This is a genomic window from Arthrobacter sp. FW305-BF8 (assembly GCF_021789315.1).
Taxonomy (GTDB): Bacteria; Actinomycetota; Actinomycetes; order Actinomycetales; family Micrococcaceae; genus Arthrobacter.
Window position 1 is genome coordinate 4,106,763 of record NZ_CP084561.1, and the last position, 17,349, is coordinate 4,124,111.

A 17,349-nucleotide genomic window follows, 5' to 3' on the forward strand; every position below is an offset into this window, starting at 1 on the left:
ACTGCTCCTTAGCTGAATTCCGCGATCAGTTCGACTTCCACGGGAGAGTCGAGCGGCAGGACTGAGACGCCGACGGCGGAACGGGCGTGCTGGCCCGCGTCACCGAAGACGCGGCCCAGGAGCTCGGAGGCGCCGTTGATGACGCCGGGCTGGCCGGTGAAGGACGGGTCGGAAGAGACGAAGCCCACAACCTTGACGATGCGCGTGATGCGGTCGAGGTCGCCGATGACGCTCTTCACGGCGGCCAGTGCGTTCACGGCACAGACGGCGGCGTAGGCCTTGGCGTCTTCCGGGGACACCGTCGGTTCGTCCGACCCGCCCTCGGTGCCTGCGGACACCTTGCCCGTAGCTTCGAGTTTGCCGTTAATAAACGGCAGCTGTCCCGAGGTGTAAACGTGGTTGCCGGTGACGACCGCCGGCACGTAAGCGGCGACGGGGGCGGCAACTTCCGGGAGGGTCAGTCCGAGCTCGGAAAGACGCTGTTCGACGGCGGACGACGGCGTCAGATCAGTGCTGGAAGCGGTTTCGTGGGGGCTGGTCATGCTAGTGCTTCTCCCTCTTGAGGTAGGCGACAAGTCCGTTGCCGTCGGGTCCGGGGACTACCTGAACAAGCTCCCAGCCGTCGTCTCCCCACTGGTCCAGAATCTGCTTCGTGGCGTGGATGATGAGCGGAATTGTGGCGTACTCCCATTTGGTCATGAAATAAAGCCTAATCGTTGCCGGTAAACTGGAGAACATGGCGACTCGTAAGAACCCCATATTCGACACGGCCACCACCCTCGGAAAGATTTTTGGCTTCCTTGGCGTGAGCGCTATTTGTGGCGTCCTCGTGGCCGGCCTGCTGGTTCCCGCAGCCGCCGTTTCGGGCAGCACAGCCAGCGGCTCGATCGAATTCTTTGACACCCTGCCCGCTGAGCTCCAGGTGGACCCGCCGAGCCAGTCCACCAAGGTCCTGGCCGCCGACGGGAGCGTGATCGCCAACCTGTACGCGGAAAACCGTACCCGCGTTCCGCTGGACCAGATCTCCCCGTACATGAAGGACGCGGTGATCGCCATTGAGGACAGCCGGTTCTACGAGCACGGCGGTGTGGACACCACCGGCATCCTCCGCGCCCTGGTCAGCACGGCGCGGGGCAACAAACAGGGTGCCTCCACCATCACGCAGCAGTACGTCAATAACGTCCTCAACGCCAACCTTGAAGCCGAAGGCAACTCCGACGAGATCAAGCTCAACGGCGTTAACAAGGGCGTTGGCGACAAGCTCCGCGAAATGAAGCTCGCGATCGCCCTGGAGAAGAAATTCACCAAGGAGCAGATCCTTGAGGGCTACCTGAACATCGTCTTCTTCAACCGTGACGCGTACGGTATTGAGGCCGCCTCCAAGTTCTTCTTCAGCACCACCGCTAAGAACCTCACCCTCCCCCAGGCCGCACTGCTTGCCGGCCTGGTGAACAGCCCTTCAGCCTTTGACCCGATCACCAACCCGGACAACGCCAAGAAGCGCAGGGACCTGGTGCTGAGTGCAATGCTCACGCACAACAAGATCACCAAGGCCCAGTACACCGCCGCCGTTGCCACCCCCGTCGCGCCCAAGGTGACGCCGGCACGTCAGGGCTGCGCGTACTCGCCCACTGCCCCGTACTTCTGCGACTACGTCCTGCACCTCCTGCTGAACAACCCGGCCTACGGAGCGGACGCCACCGAACGCGAGAAGAAGGTGTTCCGCGGCGGCCTGACCATCAAGACCACCCTGGACCCGAAGGCGCAGAAGGCCGCGCAGGACCAGGTGAACGGCGCTGCGGGCTCGAACCCGGACAAGTGGGGCGCCGCGCTGGTTTCCCTGGAGCCGGGCACGGGCAAGATCACCAACATGGCCCAGAACACCTCCTGGTTTGCGGGCAAGGGCAAGTTCGACTCCCAGATCAACTTCAGCGTGGATCAGTATGACGAGCAGGGCAACGACCTGAACGGCCTGGGCGGTGCACAGCCCGGCTCCACCATGAAGCCGTTCACGTTCGCCGAATGGCTGAACGAGGGCAAGTCGATGAACACCATCGTCGACGCCTCCCAGCGCCGCTACCCGCAGAATTTCCCGTGGCAGAACACCTGCGACACGCCCACAGTGGGCTGGTATGACAGCACCAACGGCACCGAGGACCTGCAGAACGCCGAGGAAAACTATTACCGTCCCATGAGCGTGCTCGACGGCCTGAAGAACTCGATCAACACGGCGACGTTCGCCTCGGCCTCGCAGGTAGACCTGTGCGGCATCCAGAAGGTTGTGGACGCCGTCGGACTGCACGAAGGCCTGCCCACCCGCGACAAGGAAACCAACGCAGTGGTGGATCCGAACCCGAAGATCACCATGACCACCATCGGTAACCTGCTGGGCTCCCGGCAGACGGCTCCGCTGACCATGGCCGCGGCCTTCGCCACCTTTGCGAACGACGGCAAGTACTGCGCGCCGATCGCCATTACGTCGGTGACCGACCAGACCGGAGCCCAGCTGCCCGCCCAGTCCCCTGCCTGCAGGGACGCCCTCAAGCCCGAGGTGGCGCGCGGCGTGAACTACGCCCTGCAGAAGGTACTCAACGAGGGATCCGGTTCACTCATCCAGCCCAGGATCTCCACCGAGACCAACTTCCCAATCGCTGCCAAGACCGGTACGTCCAACAACAACGGCTCCACCTGGGTTGTTGGCCACACCATGGGCCTCGCGACGGCGGCCTGGTTTGGTGATCCGCTTGGCTCGCAGCAGCGTGCGGGCCAGAACGTGACGGTCAACGGCAAGTTCTACACCGGGATCGACGGCTACATGATCGCCGGGCCGATGTTCTCCAACTTCATGTCCCAGATTGCGCCGGGCTACGGCACGGAGCCCTTCCCGGAACCGCCGTCGAACCTGCTGTACGGCACACCGCAGTTCGAGCCCACAGTCCCGAACGTTCCGAACATCCCGTCCCAGGGCGGAAACACCGGCGGAAACACGGACACCGGCAACAGCGGTGGAAACACCGGGGGCACAGGCAACAATGACAACAAGAGCAATGGAAACGGCAACAGCACCAAGGAGAATGGCTGACCGTGACTGACCTTTCACAGGTGGCGAGCCGCGTCCGTAGCATCGGGCGCGGCTTTGCCGTCACCGCCGGTGCCGGAACCGCGGCCGCCTTGGCCGCCTTGGCATACGGGCTCTGGGAAAAGAACCAGTTCGTCCTCCGCGAGGAGACCGTCCCGATCCTTCCGGCCGGCAGGGCCCCATTCCGGATCCTGCACCTGAGCGACATCCACTTCGTGCCGGGCCAGAAGGCCAAGGCGGAGTGGCTGCAGTCGCTCGCCGCGCTTAGGCCGGACCTGGTGGTCAACACGGGTGACAACCTGAGCCACCCCAAGGCCGTGGACGCGCTGCTCAACGCTCTGGCACCGCTCATGGACTTCCCGGGCGTGTTTGTTCCAGGCTCCAATGACTACTACGCGCCCAAGCTGAAAAACCCCGCCCGCTACCTGCTGGGCCCCTCCAAAGCAGCATCGGACCGGGAGGAACTTGACTGGCCCCGCCTGCGGTCCGGCTTCGGCATGGGTGGCTGGATCGACCTGACCAACCGGCACCAGTCCATCGTCCTCAACGGCATGCGGTTCGACTTCTCGGGCGTGGATGATCCGCACCTCAACCGTGAACGGTACGCCGGCTGGCCGCGCGGCACCCGGGGCCAGAACGCAAAGGACCACCTGCGCGTCGCCGTCATCCACGCCCCCTACCAGCGGGTCCTGGACCACTTCACCGATGACGGCGCGGACCTGCTCCTGGCCGGCCACACGCACGGCGGACAACTGTGCATCCCGGGGTACGGCGCCGTCGTCGCGAACTGCGACATCCCCACCTGGCGGGCCAAGGGCCTCAACGACTGGAGCAGCAACGGGCGTACGACGCCGGTCAACGTCTCGGGCGGAATCGGCACCTCGCGCTTTGCGCCGGTCCGCATCGCCTGCAAGCCCGAGGCCGTCCTGCTGACGCTCACCCCGCGCGCCTGATCAGTCACCTGTGAAGGGTGCCACCCATGGCATAGGGTAGTTGCTACGGGAAACTACACCAGAGCCTTCACACAGTTGAGTTCAAGAAGCGGGCATGGCCAAGCAGAGTTCATTTTTTCGATCCGTCAGCCGTCTCTATCCGCACGTGAAGCCGGTCCTGCCGCGCCTGCTTATGGGCCTGCTCTCGGCTCTCCTGGCCAGTGTGGTTGCCCTTGCCATCCCGCAGGTGCTGCGCGTGCTCATCAACGATTCCCTCCGGCCCGGGGCCACCGTGGACGCCGTCTGGGGCTCGGCCGGCCTCATCCTGGCCCTGGGCGTCGCCGAAGCCGTGCTGGTTGCCCTCCGCCGCACCTTCGTGATCAACCCCGCCACCACCGTGGAGACCCGGATGAGGGTCTCGCTCTACGGCCACCTGCAGAACCTTCCCGTCTCCTTCCATGACCGCTGGGGCTCAGGCCAGCTCCTTTCCCGCGCCATGACGGACCTCAACTTCATTCGGCGCTGGATGGCATTCGGGGCCATCATGCTGGTGGTGACCACCCTGACGGTGGTGATAGGCGTCGTCGTCATGTTCACCATGAGCTGGCAGCTGGCCCTGATCTTCCTGGCCGCAGCAGGGCCCGTGATGGTCTACGGTTTCCGGTTCCGGACCCGCTTCAGCAAGGTTGCCCGGCGCAGCCAGGACCAGGCCGGCGACCTTGCCACCACGGTTGAGGAGTCCGTCCACGGCATCCGCGTCCTGAAGGCCTTCGGCCGCAGCCGAGAAGCCCTGGAAACCTTCAACGGCCAGGCCGAGGAACTGCGCCAGACGGAGATTGCCAAGGCCCGGCACCAGGCCGTCTTCAGCATGGTGGTGACGCTCCTGCCGGAGCTGGCGCTGGGCGCCGGCCTGGTCACTGGAATCATGCTCGCAGCCAGTGGCCAGCTCAGCATCGGCTCCCTGGTGGCCTTCTTCGCCACTGCCGCCGTCATCGCCGCGCCCGTCGAGTTCTCCGGCATGCTGCTGGCCATGGCCCTGACGGCGAAAACCGCCCTGGACCGGCACTTCGAGGTCATGGATTCCGAAAACACCATCACCGGCGCGGCCGAACCCCGCCGCCCTGCCGACGTCAAAGGCGCGCTGAGCTTCAACAACGTAACGTTCGCCTTCGACGACGCCCCGGACAAACCGGTGCTGAAGGACGTCCGGCTGGACATCTGTCCGGGCGAAACGATGGCGCTGGTAGGCATCACCGGCAGCGGCAAGAGTGCCCTGCTGCAGCTGGTGCCACGGCTCTACGATGTCACGGCGGGTTCCATTGAGCTCGACGGCGTGGACCTTCGGGACTTCAGCGTCGAGGAACTCCGCACCCTGGTGGCCGTTGCCTTCGAGGACACCACCCTGTTCTCCAGCTCAGTACGGGACAACGTGCTGCTCGGCGTGCAGTCCGAAGACACCGACACCCGAGAAAAAATCCTTGCCGAGGCCCTGGACACGGCGCAGGCACACTTCGCTTACTCACTGCCCGAGGGGCTGGACACCCTCATCGGCGAGGAGGGCCTCAGCCTGTCCGGCGGCCAGCGCCAGCGCCTCGCCCTGGCCCGGGCCATCGCAGCGGCGCCCGCCGTGCTGGTCCTGGACGATCCCCTCTCCGCCCTGGACGTGAACACGGAGGAGCTCGTGGAAAACCGCCTGCGGGAGGTGTTGGCAGGCACCACGACGCTTATCGTCGCCCACCGCCCGTCCACCGTGGCTCTGGCCGACCGGGTGGCGCTGCTGGAGGACGGCCGCATCGCCGCCGTCGGAACCCACGCCGAACTGCTGGCCGGCAACAGCCACTACCGCCACGTGATCGCGAGCCTGGAAACGGAGCCCCGCGACCTGGACTCCGAATTGTCGGCCCTCGACGACGCCGAGGAGGTCAGCCGGTGAGCAGCACAGCCTTCGGTACCGCCAATGAGGACAACGCCAACCTAAGCAAGAGCGACAGCAAGGCGGTACGGCGCCGGTCGCTCGCCCTGCTGGGGTCGCTGATCCGGCCCGTGCGGCTGCGGTTCTGGCTCACGATCGCCACGGTGGTCCTGTCACAGGCGGCCCGGGTGGCCGGCCCCGCGCTGATCGCCTTCGGCATCGACCACGCCCTGCCCGCCCTCCGCGCGGGCAACAGCCTCCCGCTGGTGCTGGCCGGCGTCGCCTACCTGATCACGGCGCTGGCAGCGGCAGGGCTCACCGCCCTGTACGTAACGTCGACGGCGGCACTCAGCCAGGCCATGCTGCTCGACCTCCGGCTGTGGGTGTTCCGCCATACCCAGCGGCTCAGCCTCGAGTTCCACGAGAAGTACACCTCGGGGCGGATCATCGCGAGGCAGACCTCCGACCTGGAGGCCCTGCGTGAACTACTGGACTCGGGAGTCAGCTCGCTCGCCTCCGGCCTGCTGTTCATGCTGTTCACCGCGGCCACCGTCTTTGCCCTCGACTGGCGCAGCGGACTGGTAGTGCTGGCCGCGGCCGTCCCCATGTTCTTCCTGGCCCGCTGGTACCAGAAGCACTCACAGCAAGCGTTCCGCCAGTCCCGGGTGGTCTCGGCCCGGCTCATCGTGCACTTCATCGAGACCATGACCGGCATCCGTGCCGTCAAGGCCTTCCGCAAGGAACGCGAAAACGCCGGCCGCTACGGCGAACTTGCCGAGGACTACCGGCGGGCGACCGTCCGCTCCATCAACCTGAACGGCGTCTTCCAGCCCGGCCTGGTGCTGATCGGCAACGTGTGTGTGGCCGCCGTGCTGCTGTTCGGCGGCTTCCGGGTGCTGACCGGTGACCTGGCCGTGGGCGTGCTGCTGGCCCTGATGCTCTCGACGAAGCGCTTCTTCCAGCCGGTGGACCAGATGGCAATGTTCTACAACTCCTTCCAAAGCGCGCAGGCCGCGCTGGAGAAGGTCTCGGGCCTGCTCGAGGAGGTGCCCACGGTCCGACCGCCGCGGAAGGCGGTGGAACTCCGCGACGCCCGCGGCGCCGTCGAATTCCGGAACGTGGAGTTCCGCTACGGCAGCGGGCCACTCATCATTCCCACGCTGAACCTCACCATTCCGGCGGGCCAGACCGTGGCGCTGGTGGGGCAGACCGGGGCGGGCAAGTCCACGCTGGCCAAGCTGATTGCCCGCTTCTACGACGTGTCCGCCGGTTCCGTGATGCTCGACGGCGTGGACCTGCGGCAACTGGCCACCGCGGACCTGCGGCGGAACATTGTGATGGTGACCCAGGAGGCCTTCCTGTTCAGCGGGTCGGTGGCGGACAACATCGCCCTGGGCCGGCCGGAGGCACCGCGCGAGGAGATCGAGGCGGCTGCGAAGGCCGTGGGTGCGCACGACTTCATCATGGAGCTCCCTGAGGGATACGACACCGACGTCAACAAGCGCGGCGGCCGGGTCTCCGCGGGTCAGCGCCAGTTGATCAGCTTCGCGCGCGCGTTCCTCGCCCGGCCGGCGGTCCTGATCCTGGACGAGGCCACGTCCTCGCTGGACATCCCCTCCGAACGGCTTGTGCAGAGCGGCCTCGCCGGGCTGCTGCGAGGAATGGACGGAACCGGCCCGGCAGACGCGAGCCCGGCCGCCGACGGAACGTCCCCCGGAACCGCGCGCACGGCGCTGATCATCGCGCACCGGCTGTCGACCGTGGAGACGGCGGACAGGGTGCTCGTGGTCCATGACGGACAGGTGGTGGAAGACGGAAGCCCGGACGAACTGATCGGTGGCAACGGCCGCTTCGCCCGCCTGCACAGCGCCTGGAAGGACTCGCTGGTCTGAGCCACAGCGGCTCGCCGGATGCCGATTTCGCATGTGGCCCAGTATCGGATATCCTTGTTCAGTTGCTTTCGCAGCAACGGATCGGGATGTAGCGCAGCTTGGTAGCGCGCTTCGTTCGGGACGAAGAGGTCGCAGGTTCAAATCCTGTCATCCCGACCAAAAAAGAGGGTCTCCCCAGGGAGGCCCTCTTTTTCGTTTCTTCGGCGACCCACCCCAACTGGGTAGCAGCACAGGGCGTTCCCAGCGCTGGGAACGCCCTGAAGTGCTACCTAGTTGGGTCAGTTTCCGCCGAGGCTCTGGTTGTGGATGTTCTGGGTCGCCTGCCCGTCGCCCAGGAGAGGAATTCTCGGCCGGCGGGACCCGTCGTCGGCCAGGTAGTCGCCCCGGCTGTCGTAGCTTTGGACCTGGTTCAGGTAGCGGTGCCGCAGACGCAGGCCGACGGCGAAAAGCACCAGTGACTCCAGCAGCGCCGCAATGCCGATCATCCCCCACACGAAAGTCCCGGCGTCGGCCGTTCCCCTGAACACCTCAACCACGGCTGCTCCGGCAGCGGCTGCCACAATCAGTGACGTGCCGGCGATGGTCCAGAGGAAAAAGGCCCGCTGCAGGCCGTCGGCTGCTCTCCGTGTCATGGTCCCCACTCCTTTGTTACGGCTGCTGTTCCTGGCAGAAAAACGTTCTGGGAAGAAAAACGGCCCCGGAACATGATGTGCGCATGTTCCGGAGCCGCTTTCCTCATGGAAGCTGTTTACATGGGATCGGGCCAGTTGCCAATGGTGGTCTTTGACACCATGGGATCAGGCCAATTGCCGATAGTGGTCGTGTTCACGTCCTTGACGCGCATCGGATCCGGCCAGTTGCCAATGGCAACCGAGGTGCCCGCGTTGTCCGCGATCGAGCCTGCAGACAGAACGGCGGGAGCCGCAGCAGAAAATGCGAGGGCCCCCGCCAAAACGGCGGCGGCTGCTATCTTCTTCAACATTAAGAGTTCCTCAATACGAGTCGGATTCGTTACCAAGTCAGCACAGTCCTTGTTGACATACATTGTAAAATGTTTTCCACAGAGGGTGTCAAGCATTCTGTACAAAGGCTGTCCGGAATAGGAGGAACCCCAGTGGGTAACGGATTCGGGGAGAAGCTCCGCGCTGAGCGGCTGGAGCGCGGACTGACTCAGGCCGAACTGGGCAGGGACCTGTACTCCCCCAGCTACATTTCCCTGCTGGAGACCGGCCGCCGGGAACCCACAGCCGACGTCATCGAAGAGCTCGCCCGGAGGCTGGAACTCGCGCCCAAGGCGCTCGAAGCGTGGAGCCAGCCCATCTCGGTCAGCGACGCCGAATACGTGCTGGCCGGCCTCTATGCCCGGCAGGCCTGGGACCTGCGCGACTATGCCCTCGCGGCCGAACACGCCGCCAACGCCGCCCGGATCGCCCTCGACGGCAAGAACACCAGCGCCTGGTGGAACATGACCTACATGCAGGCCGAATGCCTCATGAAGCAGGGTCAGCTCAAGGAATGCCAGAAGATCATGGAGCATCTGTCCGAGCATCCCATGGCCACGGAATCGGCAGGCCTGGGTGTCCGGGCGCGCCAGATGCTCGCCGCCCTGTGTCACGGGCAGGGCCAGCTGGGCGCCGCCGTCGAACACGCCGAGAAGGCCGTGGAGCTGTGCGCCCAGCTGCCCAAGGGTTCAACGCTCATCATCGGGGCGCTCCGCGCGCTGATCGGAGCACTTGCCGAGAGCGGCCGGCTCGACGAGGCGTGGAAGTACTGCGAGGACATGAATGAGCAGATGGACGAGCATTCGATGTCCCAGCTCGCGGGCGAGGTGGCATGGGTGATCGGCAATGTCGCGTTCATGCGGCATGACTACCCGGAGGGCATCAAGCACCACGAGCGGGCGGCGAAGCTGCTCTCCCCCGCCAACGACATCGAGCTGTGGGCCCGCTTCAACAAGGCGTCGGCCGCCGTCCGCCTCTCCTCCGGGATCGTTGAGCCGGAGACCCTGTCCGCCATCGAACGCGCCGAACTCGCGCTGTCCATCGTCGGCGGAAACAAGACGGACCAGCTGGAAGTCGCGTTCATCCGCGCCCGCTGGCTCTACCTCACCGGGGACATCGTGGCCGCGGTCCAGAAGCTTCGCGACATCCACGCCGAACGCAAGGACCTGGCCAAGCACACGGCCGGCGAGGTTTCGCTGCTTCTCGGAAAATCGCTGAAGGCTGCGGGCGAAGGGGATGAGGCGCTGGTGCATCTGGAGGAGGCGCAGAAGGAATTCAGTGCCGCGGGCGCGCAGGACCGGGTCCAGCAGGCCCTCGATGCCGTGCTGGAGATCCGGCTCGCCCAGCGCCGTGCGGCAGCGGCCGAAGCCAGCTAGCAGGCACCGAGCGAATGCCTCAGGCGCCCCCGGGAACAGTCCCGGGGGCGCCTGACGTTTCTTGAAAGCGCTAGCTGAACGTGCGGCCGGTCAGCTTCTCGTAGGCCTCGACGTAGCGGGCCCGGGTACGGTCCACGATGTCCGCGGGCAGGGCCGGCGGCGGCGTGTCGGAGGCCTTGTCCCAGCCGGATTCGGCGGACGCCAGCCAGTCCCGGACAAACTGCTTGTCGTAGGAGGGCTGCGCCTTGCCGGGCTCGTAGGTGGCGGCGTCCCAGAACCGGGACGAGTCCGGCGTCAGGACCTCGTCGCCGAGGGTGATGGCGCCGTTCACGACGTCGTAGCCGAACTCCACCTTGGTGTCGGCCAGGATGATGCCGCGTTCGCGGGCAATCCCCTCGGCCTTGGTGTAGATGCTCAGCGTCAGTTCGCTCAGGCGCGCGGCAATGTCGTCGCCCACGATGGACACGACGGCGTCGTAGGAGATGTTTTCGTCATGCTCCCCCACCTCGGCCTTGGCCGACGGGGTGAAGATCGCGTGCTCCAGGCGGGAGCCGTCCACCAGGCCTTCCGGCAGCGGGATCTCGCAGACGGTGCCGGACTGCCGGTATTCCAGGAGGCCCGAGCCCGTGAGGTAGCCGCGGGCGATGCATTCCACCGGGAACATCTCCAGCTTCTTGCAGATCATGGCGCGGCCCTCGACCGCTGCCGGCACGCCGTCCTCAACCGTGGACGCCAGGACGTGGTGTTCCACATCCAGCTGGTCGAACCACCAAAGGCTCAGCTGGGTCAGGATCCGTCCCTTGTCCGGGATTTCGCTGCTGAGCACGTGGTCGTAGGCGCTGAGGCGGTCACTCGCTACCACCAGCACGCATTCCTGCCCGAACTGCTCGTTGATGGAGTCGCTGGCCGGGACGTACAGGTCGCGGACCTTGCCCGAGTAGACGTGCTTCCAGCCGGGCAGCTCCGCGTGGGCCGTGTCCAGACCGCGGGTGTTTTCCTGTTCAGCCACCGTTACGCCTTTTCTTCCGAAGCGGAGCCGGCCTGCGCAGCCGACGGGGCCGCGACGGCGGCCGACACCTTGATTTCGCCGCGTGCGGCCTTGCCTGCGATGTCCGTGCGGAACTGGGCGCCTTCCAGCTGAACCAGCTCCACACCGTCGTACGCCCTTTCCCGGGCCTCCACGAGGTCGGATCCCAGCGCCACCACGGCCAGCACGCGGCCGCCGGCGGAGACCACCTTGCCCTCGCCGTCGAGCTTGGTTCCGGCGTGGATCACGTGGACACCCTCCAGCTCGTCAACCTTCTTGAGACCACGGATGCGGTCTCCCGTGCGCGGGGTGTCGGGGTAGTTTTCAGAGGCAACGACGACGGCGACTGCCGTGTCCTTGGACCAGCGCAGCTCTTCTGCCTGGTCCAGTTCGCCCTTGGCGGCTGACAGGAGCAGGGAACCCAGGGGCGTCTTGAGCCGTGCGAGCACGGCCTGGGTTTCGGGGTCGCCGAAGCGGACGTTGAATTCGATGACGCGCGTGCCGCGCTTGGTCAGCGCGAGGCCGACGAACAGCACGCCGACGAACGGGGTGCCGCGGCGGGCCATCTCGTCCACTGTGGGCTGGGCGATGCGGTCGATAACCTCCTGCACAAGGCCGCCAGGAGCCCAGTCAAGCGGGGTGTACGCCCCCATGCCGCCGGTGTTGGGGCCTTCGTCGTTGTCGTAGATGCGCTTGAAGTCCTGCGCCGGGGACAGTGCCACCGTGTTGCGGCCGTCGCACAGTACGAACACGGAGACTTCGGGGCCGTCCAGGAACTCCTCGATGACCACTGTTCCGCCGGCGTCGAAGCAGCTCTGGGCGTGGGCCAGGGCGTCGTCCCGGTTGTTGGTGACCACCACGCCCTTGCCTGCGGCGAGACCGTCGTCCTTGACGACGTAGGGTGCGCCGAAGGTGTCCAGCGCCGCGGCTGCCTCATCCGCATTCGCGGCCACCAGGGCCATCGCGGTCGGAACGCCGGCTTCGGCCATGACCTGCTTCGCGAAAGCCTTGGAAGCCTCGAGCTGGGCGGCGTCCTTGCTGGGCCCGAACACCGGGATGCCGGCGTCGCGCACGGCGTCGGACACACCGGCCGCAAGGGGAGCTTCGGGGCCAACCACCACGAGGTCGACGTCGAGCCGGGTGGCGAGCGCCGCCACCGCGTCCGGATCGTTCCCGTCGATTGCGTGCGTGGGGACGAGCTTGCTGATGCCCGCGTTGCCCGGAGCCGCGTGGACTTCGGAAACGTTGGGGTCTGCAAGGAGGGAGCGGACAATGGCGTGTTCGCGGCCGCCGGGGCCAATGACGAGTACCTTCACAGTCTCCAAGGGTACTTTGTGCATCGTGCTGGCTCCTAAGCTGTGACCGGCGCCCAGTTGAGGCCGGCAGTTGAGGCCGGCGGACAATCCGTGCAGCCCGCCGCTACGAACCCATGCCATGAAGAAGCTCATGAGGTGGTTCACGGGACCGGCCGCGCTGGCGGCGCTGGCAGGGGTGGCTGCCGCCGCCGTCGTACTTTCCGTTGCGGAACTGGCGGGGGCGTTCTTCACCGCCCGCGCCACTCCCCTGTTTGCCCTGGGTTCGACGTTCATCGATTTCACGCCGCCCTGGCTGAAGGACTTCGCGATTGCGACGTTCGGCACCAATGACAAGGCCGCGCTTTTCGTGGGGATGGGCCTGACAATTTTCGTGCTGGCGTGCGTGCTGGGCGTGGTGGCGTACCGGAGATGGGCGCTGGGAGCGGCCGGCGTGCTGTTCATGGGCGCGGTGATCGTGGCCAGCGTGGTGACCCGCGCGGGCGTCAGGCCGCTGGACGCCGTGCCCTCGCTCGTCGGAACCGTCGCCGGGCTGATCGTGCTGCGGCTGCTGGTGTCGCGGCTGTGGCGCCTGCACGCTTTTCCCGTTTCTCCGGCCGACGTTGCGGCCAAGGAGCCGGAGCGCCCGGCCACCTCCCGGCGGGCCTTCTTCGCGGCGACCGGCTTCACGGCGGCCGCCGCGGGCATCGCCGCCGCCGGGGGCCGGCTGCTCAGCGCCGCGCGCAGCAATGTGGCGCAGGCACGGGAGTCCCTCCGGCTGCCGGCGCCTGTCCGGCCCGCAGCCGCGGTGCCCGCCGGCGTGCAGTCGGCCACGCCCGGCGTGACACCGTGGCTCACGCCGGCCAGGGACTTCTACCGGATCGACACCGCCCTGAGCGTCCCGGAGATCAAGGCGGAGGAGTGGGAACTGCGCGTGCACGGGCTCGTGGAGGAGGAGGTCCGGCTCACCTTCCAGGACCTGCTCGACGCCGACCTGATCGAGTCCCATGTGACCCTCACCTGCGTCTCGAATCCGGTGGGCGGCAACCTCGCCGGCAATGCCAGGTGGCTGGGACTCCCCATCCGCGAGGTGCTCAAACGGGCCAGGCCCACTGCCGGCGCCGACATGGTGCTCTCCACCTCGATTGACGGGTTCAGCGCCTCCACGCCGCTGGAGGTCCTGCAGGACGGCCGCGACGCCATGCTTGCCGTCGGCATGAACGGCGAGCCGCTGCCGCTGGAGCACGGCTATCCCGTGCGCATGGTGGTGCCCGGACTGTACGGGTTCGTGTCCGCCACGAAGTGGGTGGTGGACCTCGAGGTGACGCGCTTCGCCGACAGCAAGGCCTACTGGACCCAGCGCGGCTGGTCGGACCGCGGCCCCATCAAGACGATGGCCCGGGTGGAGGTGCCCAAGTCATTCGCCGTGGTGAAGGCCGGGAAGGTGCCCATCGGGGGCACCGCCTGGGCGCAGACCAGGGGCATCACCAAGGTCGAGGTGCAGATCGACGGCGGTGACTGGACGGCGGCAGTGCTTTCGGAGGAGGCCTCCGTGGATACGTGGCGGCAGTGGTCCTTCGCCTGGGATGCGACGCCCGGTTCCCACTACATCAAGGTGCGGGCAACGGACGGGACCGGCGAGGTGCAGACGGAGAAGCGCGCCGATCCGGTGCCGGACGGCGCCTCGGGCTGGCAGTCGGTCATGGTCACCGTTGAGTAGGCTGCGGCACCATAGACTGGGCCCATGGCCCTAACTTCGCACGCAACGTTCACTGTGGATTCCGCCGTCGAACTCGCCGTGGTTGAACGAAGCGGATTCGTGGAGTCCCGCCATATCGGGGCGGCCGTGGTGCTCGCCGCGGACGGCCACGTTGTCACCCAGCTGGGCGACATCTCCACCCCCATCCTGGCCAGGTCCACGCTCAAGCCCCTGCAGGCGCTGGCGGCCATGCAGTCCGGGGTTCCGCTCCGCGGCGCCCAAGTGGCCCTCGCCTGCGCCAGCCACACAGGATCGCTCGACCACATGGACGTCGTCGAAGGCATGCTCAAGGCCGCGGGTGTCAAGGAGGACCAGTTGCAGTGCCCTGCCGCCTGGCCGCAGGACGAGACGGCACGCACCTGGCTGACCCAGTCTGAGCGGGGCAAGTCCCGGCTGGCCTTCAACTGCTCGGGGAAGCACGCGGCCTTCCTGTGGGCCTGCACCGAAAACGGCTGGGACACGCACAGCTACCTGGAACCCAACCATCCGCTGCAGCAGCGCATCCGCACGGTGATCGAGGAGTATTCCGGCGAACAGATCGCGCACCTGGGCATCGACGGCTGCGGCGCGCCGGTGGCGGCCATCTCGCTGACCGGCCTGGCCCGCGCCTACTCCCTGCTTGCCAAGGCCCCATCCGACAAATCCGCCAACGCCCGCGCGGCCACCATTGCCACCTCCATGCTGGATTACCCGTGGGCGGTCCAGGGCAGGGGCGAGGCCAACACGATCGTGATGGAGGAGCTGGACGTCATCGCCAAGATCGGGGCCGAGGGCGTCCTGGTCATGGCCACGTCCCAAGGGGTCGCCGTGGCCCTCAAGATGCTCGACGGCAACCTGCGGGCCACCTCGCTGGTGGGGCTGACGCTGCTGGCCGCCTGCGGAGCCGTCGACATCCCTGGCGTGTCCAGCGTGCTCGAGAAGGTGGTGGAGCCGGTCCTCGGCGGGGGCCGTCCCGTGGGCAAGATCCGCCTCGGCCACGCCGTCTCGGCCCTGCTGGACTAACGTACTTTTAGCTTTCAAGGAGGCACCGGTGGCCGTTGCGCGCCGCAGAATCGACCCGGCCGACGGCAAAGCGGCCCTGAACGAATGGGCGGCAGGCGCCGTCCCGCCGTCGGACGCTGTCCCAACGCCTACGGCTGCTCCGGCGGTGCCCCGTTCGGTGATCGCGACGGCGGTCCGGTACTCGCTCGAGGAGGTCACCGCCCGCGCGCCCGGGAATTCCGTGGAGGTGCGGGTGCCGCCGTTCGGCGTCACCCAGTGCGTTGAAGGCCCGCGGCACACGCGCGGTACTCCCCCGAACGTCATCGAGTGCGACGCCGCCACCTGGCTGGCGATGGTGACCGGACGGCTGAGCTGGGCCGACGCCGTCAGCGCCGGACGCGTGGCCGCCTCCGGCCTGCGCGCGGACCTGTCAGCCCTGCTCCCCCTCTGACGCAGCAGGACCCCGCCCCAGACCGAACTGCTCAGCCGGGGGCGGGATCCTGCCTTCAATCCTCTGGAGTTTTTGTCCAGATATCGCGACTTCAGGGGCCTTCAGCGGACGATATCTGCACAAAACCTCCTTACGTTATTCGTGGTTGATGGCGGCGGACGGCCTGCTCATCTGAAACTCCGGCATCTCACCGGGGTTCGGGCCGCCGCGGAACTTGGGCGAAGCCTGCCCGCCCCCGCTGATCCGCTCGAGTTCCTGCTCCTGGAAGTCCTCCTCCACGCCGAGCATGACCGCCGAATCGTGGTTGGTGATCTCGCCGCGGAATGCCCGCACCATGACGCTGCGGTCGAACTGGCCCTCCCACTTGGAGACCACGAAGGTTGCCACGCAGTTGCCCAGCAGGTTGACCACCACGCGCATGGAGTCCATGAGCCGGTCGGCCCCGAGGAGCAGGGCGACGCCGGCCACCGGGAAGATTCCGAGCGCCGCCGCCGTGGCGGACAGTGCCAGGAAGGACGAGCCGGGAACGCCGGCCATGCCCTTGGAGGTCAGCAGCAGGACGCCGAGGGCCGCGAGCTGCTGGCCGAGGTCCAGGTGGTGGCCGAAGGCCTGGGCGAGAAACAGCAGGGAGATGGACAGGTAAATCGCTGCACCGTCCAGATTGAACGAGTAGCCCGTCGGAACCACAAGACCGGTGGTGGCCCGGGAGCACCCGGCATTCGTCAGCTTGGTCATGATGCGCGGCATCACAGCTTCCGTGGAGGCGGTGCCCAATGCCAGCAGGAATTCCTCGCGGGTGTACTTGAGGAACTGCCACAGCGGAACCCGGGCGAAGCTCCAGGCCACGACGAACAGGAGCCCGATGAAGATAACAGCCGCGCCGTAGCAGGCGGCAATCAGCATGGCGTAGGTGCCGAGGGTGTCCAGCCCGTACTGGCCGATGATGAAGGCCATCGCACCGAAAGCACCAATTGGCGCGACCTTCATGATCCAGGACATGATCTTGAAAACGAGTTCCAGGACCGTCTCCATGAGGCTGACCACCGGCAGGCAACGCTCGCGGCCGATGACGACGATGGCGGCGCCGAAGAACACGGAGAAGAACAGGACCTGCAGCAGGCTGTTGTTCGCGAAGGCGCCGATGACGCTGGTGGGGATGACGTCCAGGATGAACGCCGCCGCGTCCTTCGGCACGGCGTGGCCGGTCTTGGCGTCGAGGGCCTCCTGCGACAGGGTGCTCGGATCGATGTTCAGGCCCGCTCCGGGCTGGACGATGTTGCCGACAACCAGGCCGAAGACCAGGGCGAAAAGCGTGGCCGCTGTGAAGTAGAGAAGAGCCTTGACTCCTACCCTTCCGACCGCCTTGACGTCGCCGACGGCTGAAATTCCCGTAACGATCACGAGGAAGATCAGCGGCGCGATGATCATCTTGATGAGCTGGATGAAGCCGTCACCGAGCGGCCTCAGTTGAGCGCCTAGGTCCGGCCAGAAATGCCCTATGAGAACACCTGCCACGACGGCGATCAGAATTTGGAAGAAGAGCGACCTATACAGGGGCTTCTTCTTCGACGGCACCGAACTCGCCTTCAGCGCCGAGGAATCTGGGATCTTCATTGATCTGTACCTATCAATTGGGAACTGCCCCGG

General features: G+C 66.5%; 15 protein-coding genes and 1 tRNA gene. 9 read left to right on the forward strand and 7 right to left on the reverse strand.

Going from position 1 to position 17,349, the window contains the following annotated elements; genetic code table 11:
- Positions 1-8 precede the first annotated feature (8 nt).
- Positions 9-542 carry a RidA family protein gene (locus LFT45_RS18625; RefSeq protein WP_236805065.1) on the reverse strand — a complete coding sequence of 178 codons (534 nt, stop codon included), beginning with the start codon at positions 540-542 and terminating at the stop codon, positions 9-11.
- 1 nt (position 543) lies between these two features.
- The gene (locus LFT45_RS18630) at positions 544-699 is read right to left on the reverse strand and encodes a DUF4177 domain-containing protein (RefSeq protein ID WP_236805066.1); all 156 of its coding nucleotides are present in this window, start codon (positions 697-699) and stop codon (positions 544-546) included.
- 37 nt (positions 700-736) lie between these two features.
- On the opposite strand from LFT45_RS18630, the gene LFT45_RS18635 reads away from it, so the two are divergent.
- The 5 genes from LFT45_RS18635 to LFT45_RS18655 all read left to right on the forward strand — a co-directional run bounded on the left by LFT45_RS18635 (position 737) and on the right by LFT45_RS18655 (position 7,974).
- A complete protein-coding gene (locus LFT45_RS18635) occupies positions 737-3,082 on the forward strand; it encodes a transglycosylase domain-containing protein (protein WP_236805067.1) in 2,346 nt (781 codons plus the stop codon).
- Between the two features lie 2 nt (positions 3,083-3,084).
- A complete protein-coding gene (locus LFT45_RS18640) occupies positions 3,085-4,032 on the forward strand; it encodes a metallophosphoesterase (RefSeq protein WP_236805068.1) in 948 nt (315 codons plus the stop codon).
- Positions 4,033-4,126: 94 nt separating this feature from the next.
- A complete protein-coding gene (locus tag LFT45_RS18645; protein ID WP_236805069.1) occupies positions 4,127-5,944 on the forward strand; it encodes an ABC transporter ATP-binding protein in 1,818 nt (605 codons plus the stop codon).
- A complete protein-coding gene (locus tag LFT45_RS18650; RefSeq protein ID WP_236805070.1) occupies positions 5,941-7,815 on the forward strand; it encodes an ABC transporter ATP-binding protein in 1,875 nt (624 codons plus the stop codon). Before LFT45_RS18645 ends, LFT45_RS18650 begins: the two co-directional genes overlap by 4 nt.
- 82 nt (positions 7,816-7,897) lie before the next feature.
- A tRNA-Pro gene (locus LFT45_RS18655) sits at positions 7,898-7,974 on the forward strand.
- Between the two features lie 119 nt (positions 7,975-8,093).
- Here LFT45_RS18655 and LFT45_RS18660 read toward each other — a convergent pair.
- Entirely contained in the window at positions 8,094-8,447 is a 354-nt protein-coding gene (locus LFT45_RS18660; protein WP_236805071.1) for a hypothetical protein, read from the reverse strand.
- A 116-nt stretch (positions 8,448-8,563) separates the two neighbouring features.
- A complete protein-coding gene (locus LFT45_RS18665) occupies positions 8,564-8,893 on the reverse strand; it encodes a hypothetical protein (RefSeq protein ID WP_442863575.1) in 330 nt (109 codons plus the stop codon).
- Between the two features lie 36 nt (positions 8,894-8,929).
- On the opposite strand from LFT45_RS18665, the gene LFT45_RS18670 reads away from it, so the two are divergent.
- Entirely contained in the window at positions 8,930-10,192 is a 1,263-nt protein-coding gene (locus LFT45_RS18670; protein ID WP_236805072.1) for a helix-turn-helix domain-containing protein, read from the forward strand.
- 70 nt (positions 10,193-10,262) lie between these two features.
- On the opposite strand, the gene LFT45_RS18675 is transcribed toward LFT45_RS18670, so the two are convergent.
- Together LFT45_RS18675 and purD are read right to left on the reverse strand one after the other, a co-directional pair.
- Positions 10,263-11,201: a phosphoribosylaminoimidazolesuccinocarboxamide synthase gene (locus LFT45_RS18675; RefSeq protein ID WP_236805073.1), complete on the reverse strand. Its 939-nt coding sequence runs from the start codon at positions 11,199-11,201 to the stop codon at positions 10,263-10,265.
- A 2-nt stretch (positions 11,202-11,203) separates the two neighbouring features.
- Positions 11,204-12,559, reverse strand: a complete 1,356-nt coding sequence (gene purD, locus LFT45_RS18680) for a phosphoribosylamine--glycine ligase (protein WP_236805074.1) — start codon at positions 12,557-12,559, stop codon at positions 11,204-11,206.
- A gap of 94 nt (positions 12,560-12,653) precedes the next feature.
- Here purD and LFT45_RS18685 point away from each other — a divergent pair, with 94 nt between their 5' ends.
- Genes LFT45_RS18685 through LFT45_RS18695 form a run of 3 tightly spaced genes read left to right on the forward strand, consistent with a single transcriptional unit; the run spans position 12,654 to position 15,702 of the window.
- Positions 12,654-14,231: a molybdopterin-dependent oxidoreductase gene (locus tag LFT45_RS18685; RefSeq protein ID WP_236805075.1), complete on the forward strand. Its 1,578-nt coding sequence runs from the start codon at positions 12,654-12,656 to the stop codon at positions 14,229-14,231.
- 24 nt (positions 14,232-14,255) lie between these two features.
- Positions 14,256-15,272 (forward strand): asparaginase, encoded by a 1,017-nt coding sequence (locus LFT45_RS18690; RefSeq protein WP_236805076.1) that lies wholly within the window; start codon positions 14,256-14,258, stop codon positions 15,270-15,272.
- A gap of 28 nt (positions 15,273-15,300) precedes the next feature.
- Positions 15,301-15,702: a sterol carrier family protein gene (locus LFT45_RS18695; protein ID WP_236805077.1), complete on the forward strand. Its 402-nt coding sequence runs from the start codon at positions 15,301-15,303 to the stop codon at positions 15,700-15,702.
- A 135-nt stretch (positions 15,703-15,837) separates the two neighbouring features.
- On the opposite strand, the gene LFT45_RS18700 is transcribed toward LFT45_RS18695, so the two are convergent.
- Positions 15,838-17,316, reverse strand: a complete 1,479-nt coding sequence (locus LFT45_RS18700; RefSeq protein WP_236805078.1) for a cation:dicarboxylate symporter family transporter — start codon at positions 17,314-17,316, stop codon at positions 15,838-15,840.
- Between the last annotated feature and the right edge of the window lie 33 nt (positions 17,317-17,349).